We start from the raw sequence: 17,114 nt of genomic DNA on the forward strand, positions 1-17,114 counted from the left end.
ATGGCGATCTCGGTCCTGCTCGCGGACGACGACGCGCGCTTCCGCGGGATCTACCGCAAGCTCTTCGACCGCACCGAGGGCTTCCGCACCGCCGGGGAGGCGGCCGACGGCGCGGAGGCCGCCCGGCTGTGCGTCGCGCTGAAGCCGGACATCGCGCTGCTGGACGTCCAGATGCCCGGCGCCGACGGCTTGGAGGCGGTGCGGCGGATCCTGCCAGCCACCGACACCCGCGTGGTCATGCTGACCACGTTCGACCTGGACGAGTACGTGCACGAAGCGCTGACGCTGGGCGCCTCGGGGTTCCTGCTCAAGAACGCCGCCCCGCAGGAGGTGCTGCAGGCGGTCCGGACCGTGTACGACGGGCACGCGATGCTCGCGCCAGAGGTCACCACCCGGCTGCTGCACGCCTTCGCACCACGCCGGCCGCAGCGCAGGCACCAGTTCGCCGCGCAGGTGCTCTCCGAGCGGGAGGTGCAGGTCATCCGGTACGTCGCGCGCGGCTACTCGAACCAGCAGATCGCCGACGAGCTGTTCCTGAGCCTGGAGACCTTTCGGACCTACCTGCGCCGTACCTTCGCCAAGCTCGACGTGCGGGACCGCACCCAGCTGGCCGTGCTGGCCTACGAGGCGGGGCTGCTGCACGAGCAGCGCTGAACCACGTTGTCTACTTCCGGGGGACGCGAGGCTCCGGCCGCGGACGGGACGCTGGGCGGGTGATCGAGGTAGCTCATCTCACCAAGCGCTACGGGGCCAAGGCCGCCGTGGACGACATCAGCTTCACCGTCCCGCCGGGACGGGTGACCGGCTTCCTGGGGCCGAACGGTGCGGGCAAGTCGACCACCCTGCGCATCCTGCTGGGCCTGGACCGGGCCGATGCCGGGACCGCGCTGATCGACGGCAAGGCGTACCGCGATCTGCGCAACCCGCTGCACAGGGTGGGTGCCCTGCTGGACGGCGCCGGTCCGGTGCCCGAACGGCGGGCTGTCGACCACCTGACCTGGATCGCCCAGTCCAACCGCATCCCGCGCCGGCGCGTGCACGAGGTGCTCGACGTCGTCGGACTCGGCGGTGTCGCCAGGCAGCAGGTCAGGAAGTACTCGCTGGGTATGGGCCAGCGGCTCGGGCTGGCCGCGGCGCTGCTCGGTGATCCGGAGATCCTCGTGCTCGACGAGCCGGTCAACGGCCTGGACCCCGACGGGATCCGCTGGGTGCGGACCTTCCTGCGCGACCACGCCGCCCGCGGCCGTACGGTGCTGCTGTCCAGCCACCTGATGACCGAGATGGCCGACACCGCCGACGAGGTGGTCGTGATCGCCCGGGGACGCATCGCCGCGCACGGTCCGCTCGACGAGATCACCGCGGGACACGCGTCGCTGGAGAGCGCCTTCTTCGCTCTCACCGGCGATCGGGGCCCGGGGTGGTGACCGCCGTGCTCGCCGCCACCCGCGCCGAACTCACCAAGATCCTCACCCTGCGCGGCACGTGGATCGGCACCGGCGTCATCCTCGCCCTGCACGTGCTGATCGCGGCGGCGAACCTGCGACTGAACACCGAGGCGGTCGCCGCCATCACCCCGGACGGCCGCATCGAACGGTTCACCGGCCAGCCGCGCCCGGCGCACCAGGCGATCGTCGACCTGCTGGTCGCCTCGTCGTTCCAGATGAGCCTGTTCCTGCCCAGCCTGGCGGCGGTGCTGGCGGGACAGGAGTTCCGGGCACACCAGCTCGGGCAGTCGGTGCTGGCGGTGCCGCGCCGGGTGGTGCTGGTCACCGCGAAGACCGTCGCCGTCGCCGCGTACCTGCTGGTCGTGTCGATGGTGATCGCCGGCATCAGCACCGTCTTCATGTACGCCGCTGTCAGGGGCTGGGATGCGGGAGTCGTCACCAGTGGCGACGCCCTGCGCGGCCAGGGCCGGTTCCTGGTCTTCGCCGTGCTGTCGGCCCTGGTCGGGTCCGCCGTCACGGTCATCGCGCGCAGCGCGCTGATCGGCATCGTCGTCGCCGTGGCGCTCATCGTGGTCACCATGACCCAGGTGCTCGCGGTGTCCGTGCCCGCGCTGGACGCGCTGTTCCCGTTCAGCGCCGGGCGCAACCTGCTGCTCGACCCCGAGGACACCAAGCTCACCGCCGGCCCGGCGCACGCCCTGGTTGTGCTGGTGTTGTGGCCGGCCCTCACCACCGCGGTCGCCGGGCTGGCGCTGAGCCGCAGGGACGCCCGGTGAGCGCGCTGCTGACCGCGGAGCTGACCAAGGTCCGTACGCTGCCGTCCACCTGGATCGCGCTGGCGCTCACAGTGGTCGCGAACACGGTGCTCGGCGTCCTCGCCGCCACCGATACCGTCCGGATCGCCTCCGCGGCCGGCGACGTCGCCGTCGGCCAGCTCGGCACCCTGATGCTCGCCCCGGTGTACGTGTTCGTCGCGATCGCGGTCTTCGCGGCCGGCACGGAGTACCGCGGCGGCCAGCTTCGCGTCAGCCTGGCCGCCGCGCCGGACCGGACCCGATGGTTCGGGGCGAAGCTGGCCGTGAGCGCCGCGGTCGCGCTGGTCGCCGCGATCCCCGCCGTACTGCCCGGCCTGCTCGTCGAGAACGGCGCCGCGGGTGATCTCACCTCCGAACGCACCGCCAGGGACCTGCTCGCGCTGCTGACCGGCTATCTGCTGCTGAGCCTGGTCGGCTTCGGCTTCGCGTTCCTCGCTCGCGGCTTCGTCACGCCCCTGGCCGTCCTGGTCGTCCTGCCGGTGCTGGTCTCGACGACGATCGGCGGCCTGTTCCCCCAGGTCGTCAGGTTTCTGCCGCACGAGGCGACGCTCAGCTTCCTCGGCCGGGCCGCCGACCCGGCGACGACACTGGGCCGGGGCGCCGGCCTGCTCGTGCTCACCGGCTGGGCGCTGCTGTTCGTGGGCGCCGCCTGGGCCCTGGTCGTGCGCCGCGACACCTGACCCGCTGTCGTCGTCGCTGTCGTCCTCGCGGGAATCTTCACCCGGTATGCGTGTCTTGTCGCAGGTCTGGTCCGTCCGGGCTCGGCACTGGCGCGGTAAGGAATACTTGGCCGGTACGGTAATTACCCTGCCTGAGCCGGCGCGCTGGTCGCCGGTGGAGATCGAAGAGAATGCAGACCGCCGAGATCACCCGTAGGTTCCTCGCGCACTTCGCCGCGTCCGGGCACACCGTGGTGCCGAGCGCACCCCTGCCGGCGGTGAACGACCCGAACCTGCTCTTCGTCAACGCCGGCATGGTGCAGTTCGTGCCGTACTTCCTCGGTCAGGTCACGCCGCCCTACGCCCGGGCGACGAGTGTGCAGAAGTGCCTGCGTACGCCCGACATCGACGAGGTGGGACGGACGAGCCGGCACGGGACGTTCTTCCAGATGACCGGCAACTTCTCCTTCGGCGACTACTTCAAGGCGCAGGCGATCCCGATGGCGTGGGACCTCCTCACCCAGCCGGTCGCGGCCGGCGGATTCGGGCTGGACCCGGACCGGTTGTGGGTCACCGTCTACCTCGAGGACGACGAGGCCGCCGACATCTGGAACCGCACGGTGGGCGTGCCGGTCGAGCGGATCGTCCGCCGGGGCATGGCCGACAACTTCTGGTCGATGGGGATCCCGGGGCCCTGCGGACCCTCCTCGGAGATCTACGTCGACCGCGGACCCGACTACGGCCGCGAAGGAGGTCCGGCCGTCGACGAGGACCGCTACCTCGAACTCTGGAACCTCGTCTTCATGCAGTACGAACGTGGTCCGGGCGAGGGCAAGGAGGGCTACCCGATCCTCGGCGACCTGCCGGCCCGCAACATCGACACCGGCATGGGACTGGAACGCGTCGCCGCTTACCTGCAGGGCGTGGACAACCTGTACGAGATCGACGAGGTGCGGCCGATCCTCACCCGGGCAGCGGAGCTGACCGGCAAGCGGTACGGCGCCCACTCCGGGCACGCGGCGACCAGTTCCCATCCCGACGACGTCCGGCTCCGCGTGATCGCCGACCACGTGCGGACGGCGCTGATGCTCGTCTCCGACGGCGTCACCCCTTCCAACGAGGGACGCGGCTACGTCCTGCGCCGGATCCTGCGGCGGGCGATCCGGGCGGTCCGGCTCAGCGGCTTCGAGGACCCGGCGCTGCCCGAACTCCTCCCCGTCGCCCGGGACGCGATGGCGGGCTCCTATCCCGAGGTGGCACAGCGCTTCGAGCGGATCGCGGACGTCACCTATGCCGAGGAGGAGACGTTCCGCTCCACCCTGAAGCAGGGCGCGACGATCCTCGACACCGCGTTGAGCGACACCCGACGCGAAGGCGGCGTCCAGTTGGCCGCCCGCGAGGCGTTCCTGCTGCACGACACCTACGGCTTCCCGATCGACCTCACCCTCGAGATCGCCGCCGAGCAGGGCCTCACCGTCGACGAGCCCGGCTTCCGGGCGCTGATGGCCGAGCAGCGGCGGCGTACCCGGGCCGACGCGCAGGCCCGCAAGACCGGGCACGCCGACCGGGCGGTGTTCCGTGGCGTTCTCGACCAGCACGGCCCGACCGACTGGCTCGCCTACACCACGCTCGAGACCGACAGCAGCGTCCTGGCGCTGGTTCGGGAGGGGCAGCCGACGGCGTACGCGGGTGTCGGCGACCTCATCACGGTGGTGCTGGACCGGACGCCGTTCTATGCCGAGTCCGGCGGCCAGGAGGCGGACGCCGGCGTCCTCACCGCCAGCGACGTCGCGGCCGAGGTCGTCGACGTCCAGCGGCTGTTCGGCCGGCTCGTCGTCCATCAGGTCCGGGTGCTGGACGGTGACCTGCACGTCGGCCAGGCCGTCCACGCCGCCGTCGACGCGGAGTGGCGGCTCGGTGCCCGGCAGGCGCATTCGGGCACGCACGTCCTGCACGCGGCGCTGCGGCAGGTGCTCGGCCCGACCGCGCTGCAGAGTGGGTCGTACAACCGGCCCGGCTACCTCCGGCTCGACTTCGGCTGGCGTGGTGCCCTCGCGCCGGAGACGCGCGGTGAGGTAGAGGACGTCGCCAACCTCGCCGTCCGCGCCGATCTGCACGTCACCGCCGAGGTGATGCCGCTCGTGCGGGCCAAGGAGATCGGCGCGCTCGCGCTCTTCGGCGAGGCCTACGGCGAGGACGTACGGGTCGTCGAGATCGGTGGCGAGTGGTCGCGGGAGCTGTGCGGCGGCACCCACGTCGAGGGGTCCGCCCAGATCGGTCCGCTCGCGGTCGTCGGCGAGTCGTCGGTGGGTGCGGGCCTACGCCGGATCGAGGCGCACGTCGGCGTCGAGGCCTTCCGTTACCTCGCCCGTGAACGGGACCTGGTCCACCGGCTGGCGGGCCTCTTCCACGCCCGGCCGGACGAGGTCGGCGACCGCGTCGAAGCGACCGTCGCCCAACTCCGGCAGGCCGAGAAGGAGGTGGCGGCCCTTCGCGCCAACCTGCTCGCCACGCGGGCCGGCGCCGCCACTCCCACAGACGTCGACGGGACGGCCTACCTCGGCCTGCGAGCGCCTGAGGGCACGTCGACCGCGGAGGTCCGCGCGTTGGCCCAGCGGCTCCGGGACCAGCTCGCGCCGGAGCGGCCGGGCGTGGTCGCGGTCACCGCGTCGAGTCAGGGCAGGGGATCCCTCGTGGTCGCCGTCAACGCGGCGGCCCGCGCGGGCGGCGTCGCCGCGGACGACCTCGTCCGTCGCGTGCTCGCCGGCAAGGGTGGTGGCGGCCCCGACCTCGCCCAGGGCGGCGGTGTGCCGGGCGACCGGGTGGCCGACCTGTTGACCGCAGTGGAGCACCAGTTGGCGTCCTGACGCGAGGCCGCGGTACGCCTCAGGTCAGGGACTGGCTCGCCCGGCGGAGGAGGGCACGCTCGGCGGTGTTGTCCGTCCGGTCGATCGCGGCGTCGTACGCCCGCGCGGCCTCGCCGTCCCGGCCGAGCCGCCGGAGCAGGTCGGCGCGGATGGCGTGGAAGAGGTGGTAGGCGTCGAGGTCGAGGTCGTCGACCAGGGCGAGCGCCGCCTCCGGCCCGTCGACCTCGGCGACCGCGACCGCTCGGTTGAGCGCCACGACCGGGCTCGGCCCGAGCGCCAGCAACTGGTCGTACAACCGCACCACCTGGCGCCAGTCGGTGTCCCGCGCGGTGGCCGCGTCGGCGTGCACGGCGTTGATCGCCGCCTGGATCTGGTACGGCCCGGGCTGGTCGCGGCGTAGGCACGCCCGGACGAGGGCATGCCCCTCGGCGATGAGGTCGCGGTCCCAGCGGCCGCGGTCCTGGTCGGCCAGCCGGACGAAGGTGCCGTCCGGGCCGGTGCGCGCGGCCCGCCGCGACTCGAGGAGGAGCATCAGCGCGAGCAGCCCGACGGCCTCGGGTTCGTCGGGCATCAGTTCGACGAGGAGCCGGCCGAGCCGGATCGCCTCCAGGCACAGGTCGGCGCGGACGAGCTGGTCACCGGAGCTCGCCGTGTGTCCCTCGTTGAAGATGAGGTAGACGACGGCGAGGACGGCGCGGAGACGATCCGGCAGGTCGGCCTCGCGCGGGACGCGGTAGGGGATGCGCGCGTCGCGGATCTTGCCCTTGGCCCGGACCAGCCGCTGGGCCATCGTCGACTCGGGTACCAGGAAGGCGCGGGCGATCTCCGCTGTCGTGAGCCCGCCGAGCAGCCGCAGTGTCAAGGCGACCTGGACACCCGGAGCGAGCGCGGGATGGGCGCAGGTGAAGAGCAGCCGGAGCCGGTCGTCGCGCACAGCACCCTCCTCGGGCGGTTCGTCGCGAGCCTGGAGCAGGGCGGCCTGGGCATGCCGGTCGTCGCGGGAGGCCTCCCGGCGGAGCCGGTCGATCGCGCGGTTGCGAGCGGTGGTGATGATCCACCCCGCCGGGCTCGGGGGCACGCCGTCGTCCGGCCACCGTTGGACCGCGGCGGCGAACGCGTCCTGGACCGCTTCCTCGGCGAGGTCGATGTCGCCGAAGACGCGGACCAGGACCGCGACCGCCCGGCCGTACTCCGCGCGGAAGACGCGTTCGACTCCCGTCCCCTCGGGCTGGTTCTCGGACACGACCTAGAGTTCCCGGCGGCTCATCCGCAGTGCCCGAACTCCATCGGCCGGACCTCGATCGGCAGGGTGGTCGCCCGTGCGAGCTTGCGACCCCATTCGAGTGCCGCGTCGAGGTCGGGGGCCTGGATCACGGTGAAACCACCGATGTGCTCCTTGCCCTCGACGAACGGGCCATCGGTCGTCAGGACGTCCTTGCCCCTGTCGTTTCGGTCGACCCGCACCACCGTCGCCGTGCTCGGTGCACACAGGCCGCCGGAGAACACCCAGGCACCTGCCTCCCGCAGCTCCGCGTTCAGCTTCTCCAGGTCGCGCATGATCGGCTCGAGGACCTCCGGCGGCGGCGGGTCGCCGTCGGGCTGGTAGATGCTGAGCAGGTACTGCCTCATGTCGGTTGTCATGGTCGTTCCTCCGGACGTCGGCGCCGGCATCGTTCCGGCTCTCACCCCCTACACGAACGGACGTCGGCCGGATCGACAGGGGGGGAGGGCCGCACCTCCAGAATTCCCTACCACGCGCCGCGGTTCGACCACCCCCGCCGGACATGTCGGACAAACCACCGGCCCGTCCGGCTGTGCCTGGCCGGGCCAGGACGCGCCGGCCGTACCGACATCTGGTGGGTCAGGCCGCCGCCCGCCACGCCTGGGCGAGGCAGTCGGCGAGCTCGTCCGCCAGCTCGGGTGTCGCCGCGACGACGCCACTCCAGCGGCGGGTGAGGTCGGTGTCGAGCTCGATCGGCCGGCCGTGGACGTCTCTGACGGCGCCGCCCGCCGCGCGCACCAGGACGACGGCGGAGGCGAGATCGACCAGCCGGTGGGTGTCGGTGCAGGCGTCGGCGAAGGCGTCCGTCGCGCCCGTGGCCACCAGTGCCGCCTCCAGGCAGGAGGAGGACAGGATGCGAACCCGCGCGGCGCGTTCGACCGCACGCCACCAGGCGGCGGAGGCCTGGGGGTTCGCCGGATGGGGGCGCAGCAGGGACAGCGCGGCGCCGTCCAGGCTGGTGCGGCCGCTGGTGCGCAGGCCGGAGGAGGTGTCGCCGGCCGCCGACCAGCGCCAGCCCGTCTCCGTCCAGACGGTCAGGGCCTGGGTGAACTCCCCGTCGGTCGCGAGCGCGGCGCTGAAGGCCGACAGCGGTACGCCGGCCGCCGCGTTCGCCGAGCCGTCGAGCGGGTCCATGACCAGGGTGTACGCCGAGCCCCGGTCGATCCAGCCGCTCTCCTCGGTCAGGATGTTGACGCCGGTGCCCTCGACGGCGGACAGGATCGCGTCCTCGACGATTCGGTCCACCCGCATCGTCGGTGTCGCGTCGGCGCCCATCGCCACGGGTTCGGCCAGGTCGCCGGGACCCAGCCGGAGCCGGGCGTCGTTGACCGCGGTGACGCTCGCCTCGGCGGCGATGGCGAGGGCCGGGTGCAGGCCGGGGACGTCGCGCCAACCGGTGCCGGGCATCATGCCGCCACCAGTTCTCGGGTGTCGTTCGCGGTCCAGGTACCACGCACGGTGGGCCAGCCGGCGTCGACCGTCGCGAGTGCGAGGTCGGCGCGCAGGCCGACCTCGAGTCGACCCCGGTCGGTGAACCCGGCGACCCGCGCCGCTCCGTCGGTGACGAGGCGGACGGCGGCCGGGAGGTCGGCGAGTCCCTCGCTCGCCAGCCGGAACGCCGCACCCACCATGGTGAACGGCATGTAGTCGCTGGAAAGGCCGTCGACCAGGCCGTGGGCGACGAGCTCGGCCGCGGAGACGTTGCCGCTGTGTGAGCCGCCGCGCAGCACGTTGGGCGCGCCGGCGACGATGAGCAGGCCGTGCTCCCGGGCCGCGAGCGCCGCCTCCAGCGTGGTCGGGAACTCCGCCACCCCGAGGCCGCAGGCCGCGAGCTCGTCGACCTCCGCACGGGTGACCAGGTCGTGGGCGAGCATCCGGACGGCGTCGCGGCGTTCGAGCAGCCACGCCAGGGCCACGGCGCGGTGACCGATCTGCTCGTCCCGGCGGGCGATCAGCTCCTGCACCTCGGCGCGGGCGGCCTCGTGGTCCTCCCGCCCGCTCAGGTAGAGCCGGATGTAGGCGTCGAGGTCGCGGAACTGACCCTGGCCGGGCGTGTGGTCCTCGTAACTCACCAGCGGCGGGATGTCGGCGCCGGCGTACAGCTCGAGGGTCTGACCGAGCGCGGTGAGCCCGTCGGGGTCGCGGGCGTCCAGGCGGAACAGCATCCGGTGGTCGATCTGGGCCTGCCCGGAGCTCATCCGCTCGCGGATCGCACGTTCGCGGGCGCGAGCCCCGTCGATGCTTCGGCCCTTGCGGTTGTCGGAGTAGAAGCCGGTGGCGTGGAAGACGGTCGTGATGCCGGAGGCACGCACCCGGCCCTCGAAGCTGGCCAGGCCGAACCCGACCTCGAACAGCACGCTCGGTCGCGGCTGCAGCTCCTTCTCCAGGCCGTCGCTGTGGGTGTCGACCAGACCGGGCAGCAGGAACGCGCCCCGCCCGTCGACCGCGTCGGCGGGTCCGGGTCCGGTGGAGATCTCGGCGAGGACACCGTCCTCGGCGACCACCACCGCGTCGTCGAGGATGCGGTCGGGGAGGACCGCGCGGACGTGACGAATCGTGAGTCGGCTCATCGAGCCACCTCCAGGTCGTACGACGGATCGTGCAGGATCTGGCTCGGCGCGCCAATCGCGACGACGCGGCCACCACCAAGGACGACCACCCGGTCGGCCAGCCGCTCGATGGCGTCCAGGTCGTGGAAGACCGAGAGCACCGCGACGCCGCTGCCGGCGAGGCGTTCGATGAGGGCGAGGACCGCTTCGCGGTTGACCGGGTCGAGGGCCGACACCGGCTCGTCCAGGAGCAGCAACCTCGGCGGAGAGATCAACCCGGACGCGAGATTGACCCGTTGCTTCTGCCCGCCGGACAGCAGCGTCGGGTACATCGCCCACAGCTTGGGTTCGATGTTCAGGCGGGCGAGCGCGTCCTCCGCGGCCTCCCGCGCGGCGGGCACCGACAGGCCGCGGGCGACGCCGGCGCGTGCCACGACATCGACGGTCGCCCGGCGCGGCTCGGCGCGCAGGAACTGCGACACGTAACCGATCTCGCGACCGCGCAGCGCGGCGACCGAGGCGTCGGGCAGCCCGGCGAGGTCGACCTCGCGACCATCGCCCCGACGGAACACGATCGCGCCGCCGCCGGGCAGGTACGTCCGGTAGACACAGCGCAGCAAGGTGGACTTGCCGGCGCCACTCGCGCCGGCCAGCACGACGTGTTCGCCCGCGTGGACATCCAGGTCGACACCCGAGAGAGCCTCGACCCGCCGCCCGTCGATGGTGTGGAGGACGAACTCCTTGGTCAGGCCACGGATGGACAGGACGACATCGGGGCCGTGCGGGCCGACCGGGTCGGTCGAAGCGTCCGGGCCGGGTGAGCTGTCCGGGCCGGGTGAGCTGTCCGGACTGGGCATGGCGGTTACCTCCTTCATCCGCGGGCCGCCGCGACGAGGCGCTGGCTGTAGGGGTGCTGCGGGTCCTCGAACACCTGGTCGGTGAGCCCGGTCTCGACGATGCGGCCGTGCTGCATCACCGCGACGCGGTTGGTGAGCATCTCGATGACGGAGAAGTCGTGGGAGATCACCAACGCGGCGAGACCGTACTCCTCCAGCAGGCTGCGGACGAGATCGAGGACGCCGGCCGCGACCGAGGCGTCGAGCCCGGTGGTGGGCTCGTCGAGCAGGACGACGGGCGGCCGGTTGGCGAGCGCCTTCGCGAGCTGGACCCGTTGCCGCATGCCGCCGGAGAACGTCCGGACCAGGTGGTCCATCCGGACCAGCGGCACCTCCGTGCGGGTCAGGAGTTCGCCGGCCCGTTCCCGGATCCGGCCGAAGTGCCGCCAGCCGGCGGCGGTCAGCCGTTCGGCCACGTTCCCGCCCGCGGTCACACCGAGGTCGAGCCCGGCCGCGGGGTCCTGGTAGACGACCGACACCTGGTCGACGCGCAGCTTGCGGCGGGCCGCGGGGGAGAGGGACAGGATGTTGGTGAGGCCGCCGTCGACGGTGCGCAGGTACGCCGCACCGGCGCTCGCCTGCTCGTCGCCGGAGATGCACCGGACGACGGTGGACTTTCCGGAGCCGGACTCGCCCACGATGCCGAGCGCCTCGCCGGGCGCCACCTCGAAGGAGACGTCCCAGGCGGCGACCACCGCGCCGGTGAGCGGGCTGATCACCGTGTCGTGCTCCGGCCCGGTCCCGGGCACGGCCTCGGCGCCGCCGGACCCGAAGATCCGGCCCAGGCCCTCGACCTTCAGGGCCCACGCGGGCGCGGCTTCCTCGCTGCCGACGGGGCGGGTCTCTTCCGCGACGAGGGTCACGATGCCTCCCTGTTCTCGGTGGTCCCGTCGGTGGTCCCGTTGGTGGTCCGCGCCGCCCGAGCGGCGCGGATCCGGCGGTCGCACCAGTCGGTGTCGCTGCACAGCCAGGTCTCGGTCCCGTTGGTCGCGGGAACGGAGACGAGGAAGGCCTCCTCCGCGCCGCAGCGTCGGCAGCTGGCCCCGGGGGTTCGCTCGACCTCGAACGGCACGTCCTCGAAGGTCAGCGGCTCGACGTCGGTGTGCGGCGGAACGGCGTAGATCCGCTTCTCCCGGCCGGCGCCGAACAACGTGAGGTGCTCGGCCTGGTTCAGCTTCGGTACGTCCCAGCGGGGGATCGGCGTGGTGGCGAGGACGTACCGCCCGTCGACCAGGCACGGATAACCCGTCGTCTTGGTGACGACGCCGTTGCGCACGATGTCCTCGTACAGCGCGACCCACATCCGGGAGTACTCCGCCTCCGCGTGCATCCGCTGCTGTTCGCGCATGTCGCGTTCGACGCCGCGCAGGGGTTCGGGCACCGGCACCTGCAGCACCAGCGTCTGGTCGGCCCGCAGCGGATCCTCGGGAACGCGGTGCCGGCTCTGGATGATGGTCGCCACCCGCGAGTCGGACTCCTCCTCACAGCCGGTGTGCCCGACGATGAGGCGGCGCAGGTTCACCGCGTTCACGCCCGCGTCGTCGCCCTGGTCGATGACCTTCACCGCGTCGTCCGGGCCGACGATGGCGAGGGTGATCTGCAGGCCGCCCGACCCCCAGCCGCGGGACACGGGCATCTCCCGGGAGCCGAACGGCACCTGGTAACCGGGTACGGCGACCGCGGTCAGGATCGCCCGGCGGATCTCCCGCTTGCTCACCTCGTCCAGCAGTCCGAACGTCGCTTCCTGCCCGACACTGTCGAGCACCGTGCTGAGCGTCATGGTGTCCCTCCTGTCGACGCGGACACCGGGTCGTCGGCGCCCGGGCCGGCGCTCACCGAGGAGATGCAGTCCTCCTCCGGCGGCGCTTCGGCGAGCAGGCCGTCAACGTCGGCTTGCGCTGCCTCCCGGCGGTCCATCTCGGCCAGCGCGGCCGCGACCGCTCGCTTGCGCTCCACCATCGAGCGGAAGGTCACGTAGTGCGGCAGCTTCAGGTGTTCGAGGAAGCCGGAGGAGTCGAGTCCGTCGGTGGTGAGCAGGATCGACTGGTGCAACGCGGAGCGGCCGCGGTCGCGCCAGGCGGAGATGTCGAGGTTGGCCATCGCGATCGCCTTGCGTTCGTTGTGGCCGAAGCACAGGCCGTACCCGACGTCAAACTTCGTGCGGTCCTCGTCCAGGCCGTCGAGGTCCTCGATCGCCTCGGTCTCGGTGGCCCGGACCGTCCCGATGTCGACCGACCCGCCGGTGTGCGGGTGGGCGATACGGACCGGCAGGTAGCCGTGCCGGACCTCCCCGAGGGTGACCTCGTGGATGTAGCCGTCCGGCCCGAGGACGTTGCGGTACCACAGGTTCATCAGGGCACCGGTCTCCGCGCGGGACATCGCCGCGAGCCACGCCGAGCGTGGCGCGCCCGGTCGCGCGGGTTTGCGGGTGATGTCGAAGGGTTCCGGATCCTCGCCGGTACGCCGTTCGACGGCAAGGTCCAGCGAGCGCAGCAGCTCCAGCAACCTCGGCGGCCGGCGGTGGTCCACCTGTTCGTCCGCGGCGGAGTCCGGTGCGGCGGTGTCAACCGAGGCTTGCGATCCGGTGTCAGCGGAGTCCTCGGCACGACGAGCCTGGTCGCGGTGGGCTTCGGCCCGCGCGTCGGCCTCGGGGGTGAGGTCGATCAGGCGTCCGGTGTAGTCCAGGGTCCGGCCGAGGAGCTGCGGCCCCGGCGGTGTGCGGTAGGCCGGGACGATGCGGCGCAACAGCACCATCTCGTCCGCGTCCACGGGCACGGTGTAGGCGAGCCGGGGCAGGGTCGAACGGTAGGCGCGCAGCAGTTGCGCGGCCTCGAGCACGTCGCCCTCGGCCTGGCGGAAGGCGCGGGCGGCGAGCTCCGGCGCCCAGAGCCCGCCCTCGCCCTGCACCCGGTCGACCGCCAGCCGGAGCCGTTCGGTGATCTGGTCCAGGCCGAGCCAGTCACTCTCACCCGTCAGCCGGCGGCGGCGGACCAGCGCCTCCGCGGCCCGGATCGCGTCGAGCCCGCCACGGGCTCCCGAGTAGCCCATCAGAGCACCTTCCTCTCCTGCGCCGTCTCGTGTGCCATCTCCTGTGCCGTGTCATGGGCGCTCTCGGTCGGCTCGGCGATCCGGATCCGCACACTTCGCGGCACCGAGACCAGCACGCCGTCCGCCGCGACCAGGTGGACGTCGACCCCGGCCGGGAAGTCGCTGTTGACCCGCGCCAGCGCGGTCACCACCGTGTTGTCGAGCCCGGTCACGGCCACGGTGCGTTCACCCGGTACGCCCGGACCGGACAGCGCGAGCCGCAGCGGTCCCGTCTCGGCGTCCAGCCGCTCGACGGCGATCACCAGCCGGGCGCCGTCTTCGGGCGCGTACGCCGTACCTCGACGCAGCGTGGTGACCTCCTTCGCCGTCACCGGGCGAAGGGCGACCACCATGTCGGCCTCGGCCGCCGTCGCGGGAGGCGCACCGGTGACGGCGTACACCGGGTCGGCCCAGCCCGCGCCGTCCTCCAGGACGGCGACCCGGACCTCGACGTCGGCGAGCGCGACGGCGGGCAGCGACGCGGGTGGCACGCCGGGTGGAAACTCCAGCTGGGCCAGTGTTCCTGGCCGCGCGAGGCTGTCCAGGAGCTGGTCGAAGACGCGCTGGGCGGCCGATGGGTTCAGCCGTATGGCGCGCGCCCGTTCGCCGAGTGTCTGCGTGCCGGTCACGAGTCCAGCTCCTCGAAACGCACCTCGGTCGGCGCGATCTCGGCCCACTCCGCGCGCGCCGCCCGCGCCTCCCGCTCGGCGACCCGGCGGCACAACGCCTCGACGGAGGCACGGTCCGCGCCGTCCGGTGCCTCCGCGGCGGCGTCCAGGATCGCGGCCGCAAGGGCCGCTTGACGGTCGTCGCCCAGTCGCATGCACCAGCCGCGGTGGCCACCGAGCTCGACCTCGGTCCGAGTCACCAGAACCTCACCGAGATAGAAACGCTCGGCGGCGACGGGCTCGCGTACCTGCATCATCACCATGCCGACCTCCGGGCCGGACAGCACCACCGGGTCGCCCTTTCTGGCAAGGGTTTCCTCGGCCAGCGGCTCGAGTTCCTCCGGCAGCGCCCGGGCGAGCAGCGACGCCCGCTCCTCGCGGCTCAATGTGTCTTCGGTGGCTGTTCCCGTCACCCTTCCTCCTCGATCTGGAAGACCATGCGGATCACGTGTGGGTTGGACCAGGTGTAGGAGTACTCACCGAGTTGGGTGGTGCCCTTGACCCGGTTCAGGCTCTCGGCGTACCAGCAGGGGCGGGGCGCCTCGTCCCCCAGCAGGTCCGCGACGTCCCGGTCGGGCACGTCGAGCAGGACCTGGTGGCGGTACCTCTGCAGCTGGACGCCGTAGACCTGGGACACCAGCGTGTGCAGGGAGAAGTCGTCGCCGAGGTGCTCCTCCAGACCGGGCAGCCGGTCGCCCGGCAGCACGCTGGTGAGGACACCGGCGACCTCGCCGTCGACGAGGTTCAGTCGGCGTACCTCGACGATCGACCCACCGTCGGCGATCTCGGGCTCGTAGGAGTGGACGGGCTCGGGATCGCGGCGCCGCACCGAGAGCAACCGGGTACCGGGCCTGGCACCCGCCGCGGCAACCGTCGCGGTGAAGCTCGGCACGATGTGCTTGCTGATGGTGTAGTCGATGCGGCGGCGGACGAACGTGCCCGAGCCGCGCACCCGCTGGACGAGATACCGGTGCTCCAACTCCTGCAGCGCCGCCCGTGCGGTGAGCCGGCTGACGCCGTGGCTCGCGACCAGCTCGTACTCCGAGGCCACGCGGGTGCCGGGAGGCGTGTCCCGGAGCTGGTCGGCGAGCCGGTCCGCGAGCTCGAGATAGGTCGACCGAGTTGTCATGACAAGTACGCTGCCGCCCCCAGGTTGCCCGCACCGGTGATCGTCGTGTCGGAACGGTGAACGACCGGCGAGCGGCTGGTGGTCGACCATGGCGGCGGGCGTGTCGTCGCTCAGCTGAGCGCGTGCTGGAGCCGGCTTGGTACCGCTGGAGCCGCGCCCGCCATCAGCTCGCCCGGATCCGGATGCGGTTCCTGCTCCGGTCGGGTTCGCGGGTGTCACTGTCCGCGTCCCGGTACACCGCCTCGACCTGTGCGCGCTGCAGGCCGGCGGTCGACCGGTCCAGCACGACGCGACCGGCCCGCAGGCCGATGATCCGGTCCGACCAGCCGATGGCGAGCTCCACCTGGTGCAGGCTGCACACCACCGTGAGCCGGTCCTCCGCGCAGACCCGCACCAGGACGTCGAGCACCTGGGCGGCCGACTCCGGGTCCAGCGAGGCCACCGGCTCGTCGGCGAGCACCAACTCCGGGCCCTGCATCAGCGTCCGCGCGATCGCGACCCGCTGCTGCTGCCCACCGGAGAGCGTGTCGGCCCGCTGGAAGGCGCGGTCGGCCAGGCCCACCCGGTCGAGTTGCTCCAGCGCCGATCGCCGCAGGGTCCTGGACCAACTGAGCACGCCGTATCTCGGGCCCGTGACCCGACCGAGGGCGCCGGTGAGGACGTTCGCCATGGCCGTCAGCCGTCCGACCAGATGGAACTGCTGGAAGACCATGCCGACGCGGCGGCGCAACCGGCGCAGGCTCGCGCCACGCGCCTGGGTGACGTCGACGCCGAGGACCTCGACGCGCCCGGAGGTCGCCGGGCTCAGGCCGTTCAGCGTTCGGAGCAAGGTGGACTTGCCGCCGCCGGATCGACCCACCAGCGCGATGAGCTCGCCGGGACCGATGCGCAGGCTGATCCGGTCGCACGCGACGACCGAGTCGAAGGTCTTCACCAGGTCCTCGACGACCACGACGTCCTGGTTGCCGCTCTCCCCACGCGTGGGCGGCACGGAGCGAGGGCCCGGCTGCGCGGGCTGGCCCGGCACCAACTCGGCGGAGTTCACGAGGTCGCCTCGCACTGCTCGTCCTGGGTGGTCGCGCAGACCTTCCGGACGGGATCGAAGGTCTTGTCCTGCGCCGCCACGTAGCCCCCCATGCCGGCCTTCCCGGCGACGACGCACGACTTCGCGTCCGCACACTTGCCATTCTCGACCAGCCAGTCCTTGTTCAACTTGGTGAGGAACGTCTCGGAGATCTTCTTCCGCACGTCCTCGGGAAGCGCGTTCCGCATCGCCACAGGTGAGCTCGGGATGGCCGGGCTGCGCCACACCACCTTGATCTCGCCGGCCCTGAGGTTTCCGGTGGAGGGCATCGTCGTGTCGACCATCGTGTCGGAGGCGAAGCCCACGTCACACTTACCGGACCTGACCGACTGCACCGAAAGGTCGTGCGCACCGGCCATCACCGGTGTCAGCTTGGCACCGACCGTGCGCGCAAGGACATAGGAGAACGGGCCGAGCATGCCGACGTCCACCGTCCCGGACTTCAGGCCTTCGATGACGCCGTTGTAGTTCGTCGTCTGCTTGAACTCGACCTGCCGTCCGGTCTCCTCCTCGAGCATCTCGATCACCGTTTTCCACGACTGGCGGGGATCGGTCTGCTGTCGGCCAGATTTCATCAGCTACTCCGGTATGGGTGCTGTCGGGGGGTGTCTGGGCGGCACCGACGCTAGGACC

At 72.2% G+C, this 17,114-nt stretch carries 18 protein-coding genes; 5 read left to right on the forward strand and 13 right to left on the reverse strand.

What is annotated here, in order from left to right; genetic code table 11:
* The 5 genes from HEB94_RS19530 (at position 1) to alaS (ending at position 5,786) form a co-directional block, all read left to right on the forward strand.
* Positions 1-654, forward strand: a complete 654-nt coding sequence (locus HEB94_RS19530) for a response regulator (RefSeq protein WP_192751226.1) — start codon at positions 1-3, stop codon at positions 652-654.
* Positions 655-713: 59 nt separating this feature from the next.
* Positions 714-1,424, forward strand: a complete 711-nt coding sequence (locus HEB94_RS19535) for an ATP-binding cassette domain-containing protein (RefSeq protein ID WP_192751227.1) — start codon at positions 714-716, stop codon at positions 1,422-1,424.
* Between the two features lie 5 nt (positions 1,425-1,429).
* On the forward strand, positions 1,430-2,221 hold the full coding sequence (locus HEB94_RS19540) for an ABC transporter permease (RefSeq protein WP_192751228.1): 792 nt from the start codon (positions 1,430-1,432) through the stop codon (positions 2,219-2,221).
* A complete protein-coding gene (locus HEB94_RS19545; protein ID WP_192751229.1) occupies positions 2,218-2,940 on the forward strand; it encodes an ABC transporter in 723 nt (240 codons plus the stop codon). Before HEB94_RS19540 ends, HEB94_RS19545 begins: the two co-directional genes overlap by 4 nt.
* Positions 2,941-3,110: 170 nt before the next feature.
* Positions 3,111-5,786 carry an alanine--tRNA ligase gene (alaS, locus tag HEB94_RS19550; RefSeq protein ID WP_192751230.1) on the forward strand — a complete coding sequence of 892 codons (2,676 nt, stop codon included), beginning with the start codon at positions 3,111-3,113 and terminating at the stop codon, positions 5,784-5,786.
* 19 nt (positions 5,787-5,805) lie between these two features.
* On the opposite strand, the gene HEB94_RS19555 is transcribed toward alaS, so the two are convergent.
* From HEB94_RS19555 to HEB94_RS19615, 13 genes are all read right to left on the reverse strand, one after another.
* Entirely contained in the window at positions 5,806-7,029 is a 1,224-nt protein-coding gene (locus HEB94_RS19555; RefSeq protein WP_192751231.1) for a sigma-70 family RNA polymerase sigma factor, read from the reverse strand.
* Positions 7,030-7,049: 20 nt separating this feature from the next.
* Positions 7,050-7,427, reverse strand: coding sequence for a YciI family protein (locus HEB94_RS19560; protein ID WP_238361574.1), 378 nt, complete (start codon positions 7,425-7,427; stop codon positions 7,050-7,052).
* A 220-nt stretch (positions 7,428-7,647) separates the two neighbouring features.
* A complete protein-coding gene (locus HEB94_RS19565) occupies positions 7,648-8,478 on the reverse strand; it encodes an inositol monophosphatase family protein (RefSeq protein ID WP_192751232.1) in 831 nt (276 codons plus the stop codon).
* A complete protein-coding gene (locus HEB94_RS19570) occupies positions 8,475-9,638 on the reverse strand; it encodes an alpha-D-ribose 1-methylphosphonate 5-triphosphate diphosphatase (RefSeq protein WP_192751233.1) in 1,164 nt (387 codons plus the stop codon). Before HEB94_RS19570 ends, HEB94_RS19565 begins: the two co-directional genes overlap by 4 nt.
* The gene (locus tag HEB94_RS19575) at positions 9,635-10,474 is read right to left on the reverse strand and encodes a phosphonate C-P lyase system protein PhnL (RefSeq protein ID WP_192751234.1); all 840 of its coding nucleotides are present in this window, start codon (positions 10,472-10,474) and stop codon (positions 9,635-9,637) included. Before HEB94_RS19575 ends, HEB94_RS19570 begins: the two co-directional genes overlap by 4 nt.
* Before the next feature lie 14 nt (positions 10,475-10,488).
* Positions 10,489-11,376, reverse strand: a complete 888-nt coding sequence (locus HEB94_RS19580; RefSeq protein ID WP_202896443.1) for an ATP-binding cassette domain-containing protein — start codon at positions 11,374-11,376, stop codon at positions 10,489-10,491.
* A complete protein-coding gene (locus HEB94_RS19585; RefSeq protein ID WP_192751235.1) occupies positions 11,373-12,293 on the reverse strand; it encodes an alpha-D-ribose 1-methylphosphonate 5-phosphate C-P-lyase PhnJ in 921 nt (306 codons plus the stop codon). The genes HEB94_RS19580 and HEB94_RS19585 overlap by 4 nt, the downstream gene beginning before the upstream one ends.
* On the reverse strand, positions 12,290-13,561 hold the full coding sequence (locus HEB94_RS19590) for a carbon-phosphorus lyase complex subunit PhnI (RefSeq protein WP_192751236.1): 1,272 nt from the start codon (positions 13,559-13,561) through the stop codon (positions 12,290-12,292). The genes HEB94_RS19585 and HEB94_RS19590 overlap by 4 nt, the downstream gene beginning before the upstream one ends.
* Positions 13,561-14,229: a phosphonate C-P lyase system protein PhnH gene (phnH, locus tag HEB94_RS19595; RefSeq protein ID WP_192751237.1), complete on the reverse strand. Its 669-nt coding sequence runs from the start codon at positions 14,227-14,229 to the stop codon at positions 13,561-13,563. The genes HEB94_RS19590 and phnH overlap by 1 nt, the downstream gene beginning before the upstream one ends.
* Positions 14,226-14,681, reverse strand: a complete 456-nt coding sequence (gene phnG / locus HEB94_RS19600) for a phosphonate C-P lyase system protein PhnG (protein ID WP_192751238.1) — start codon at positions 14,679-14,681, stop codon at positions 14,226-14,228. The genes phnH and phnG overlap by 4 nt, the downstream gene beginning before the upstream one ends.
* Positions 14,678-15,397 carry a GntR family transcriptional regulator gene (locus HEB94_RS19605; protein WP_192751239.1) on the reverse strand — a complete coding sequence of 240 codons (720 nt, stop codon included), beginning with the start codon at positions 15,395-15,397 and terminating at the stop codon, positions 14,678-14,680. The genes phnG and HEB94_RS19605 overlap by 4 nt, the downstream gene beginning before the upstream one ends.
* A 163-nt stretch (positions 15,398-15,560) precedes the next feature.
* A complete protein-coding gene (gene phnC, locus HEB94_RS19610; RefSeq protein WP_202896444.1) occupies positions 15,561-16,442 on the reverse strand; it encodes a phosphonate ABC transporter ATP-binding protein in 882 nt (293 codons plus the stop codon).
* On the reverse strand, positions 16,439-17,056 hold the full coding sequence (locus HEB94_RS19615) for a PhnD/SsuA/transferrin family substrate-binding protein (RefSeq protein WP_192751240.1): 618 nt from the start codon (positions 17,054-17,056) through the stop codon (positions 16,439-16,441). Before HEB94_RS19615 ends, phnC begins: the two co-directional genes overlap by 4 nt.
* Positions 17,057-17,114 lie beyond the last annotated feature (58 nt).

It is taken from the genome of Actinopolymorpha pittospori, from assembly GCF_014873875.1.
Lineage (GTDB): Bacteria > Actinomycetota > Actinomycetes > Propionibacteriales > Actinopolymorphaceae > Actinopolymorpha > Actinopolymorpha pittospori.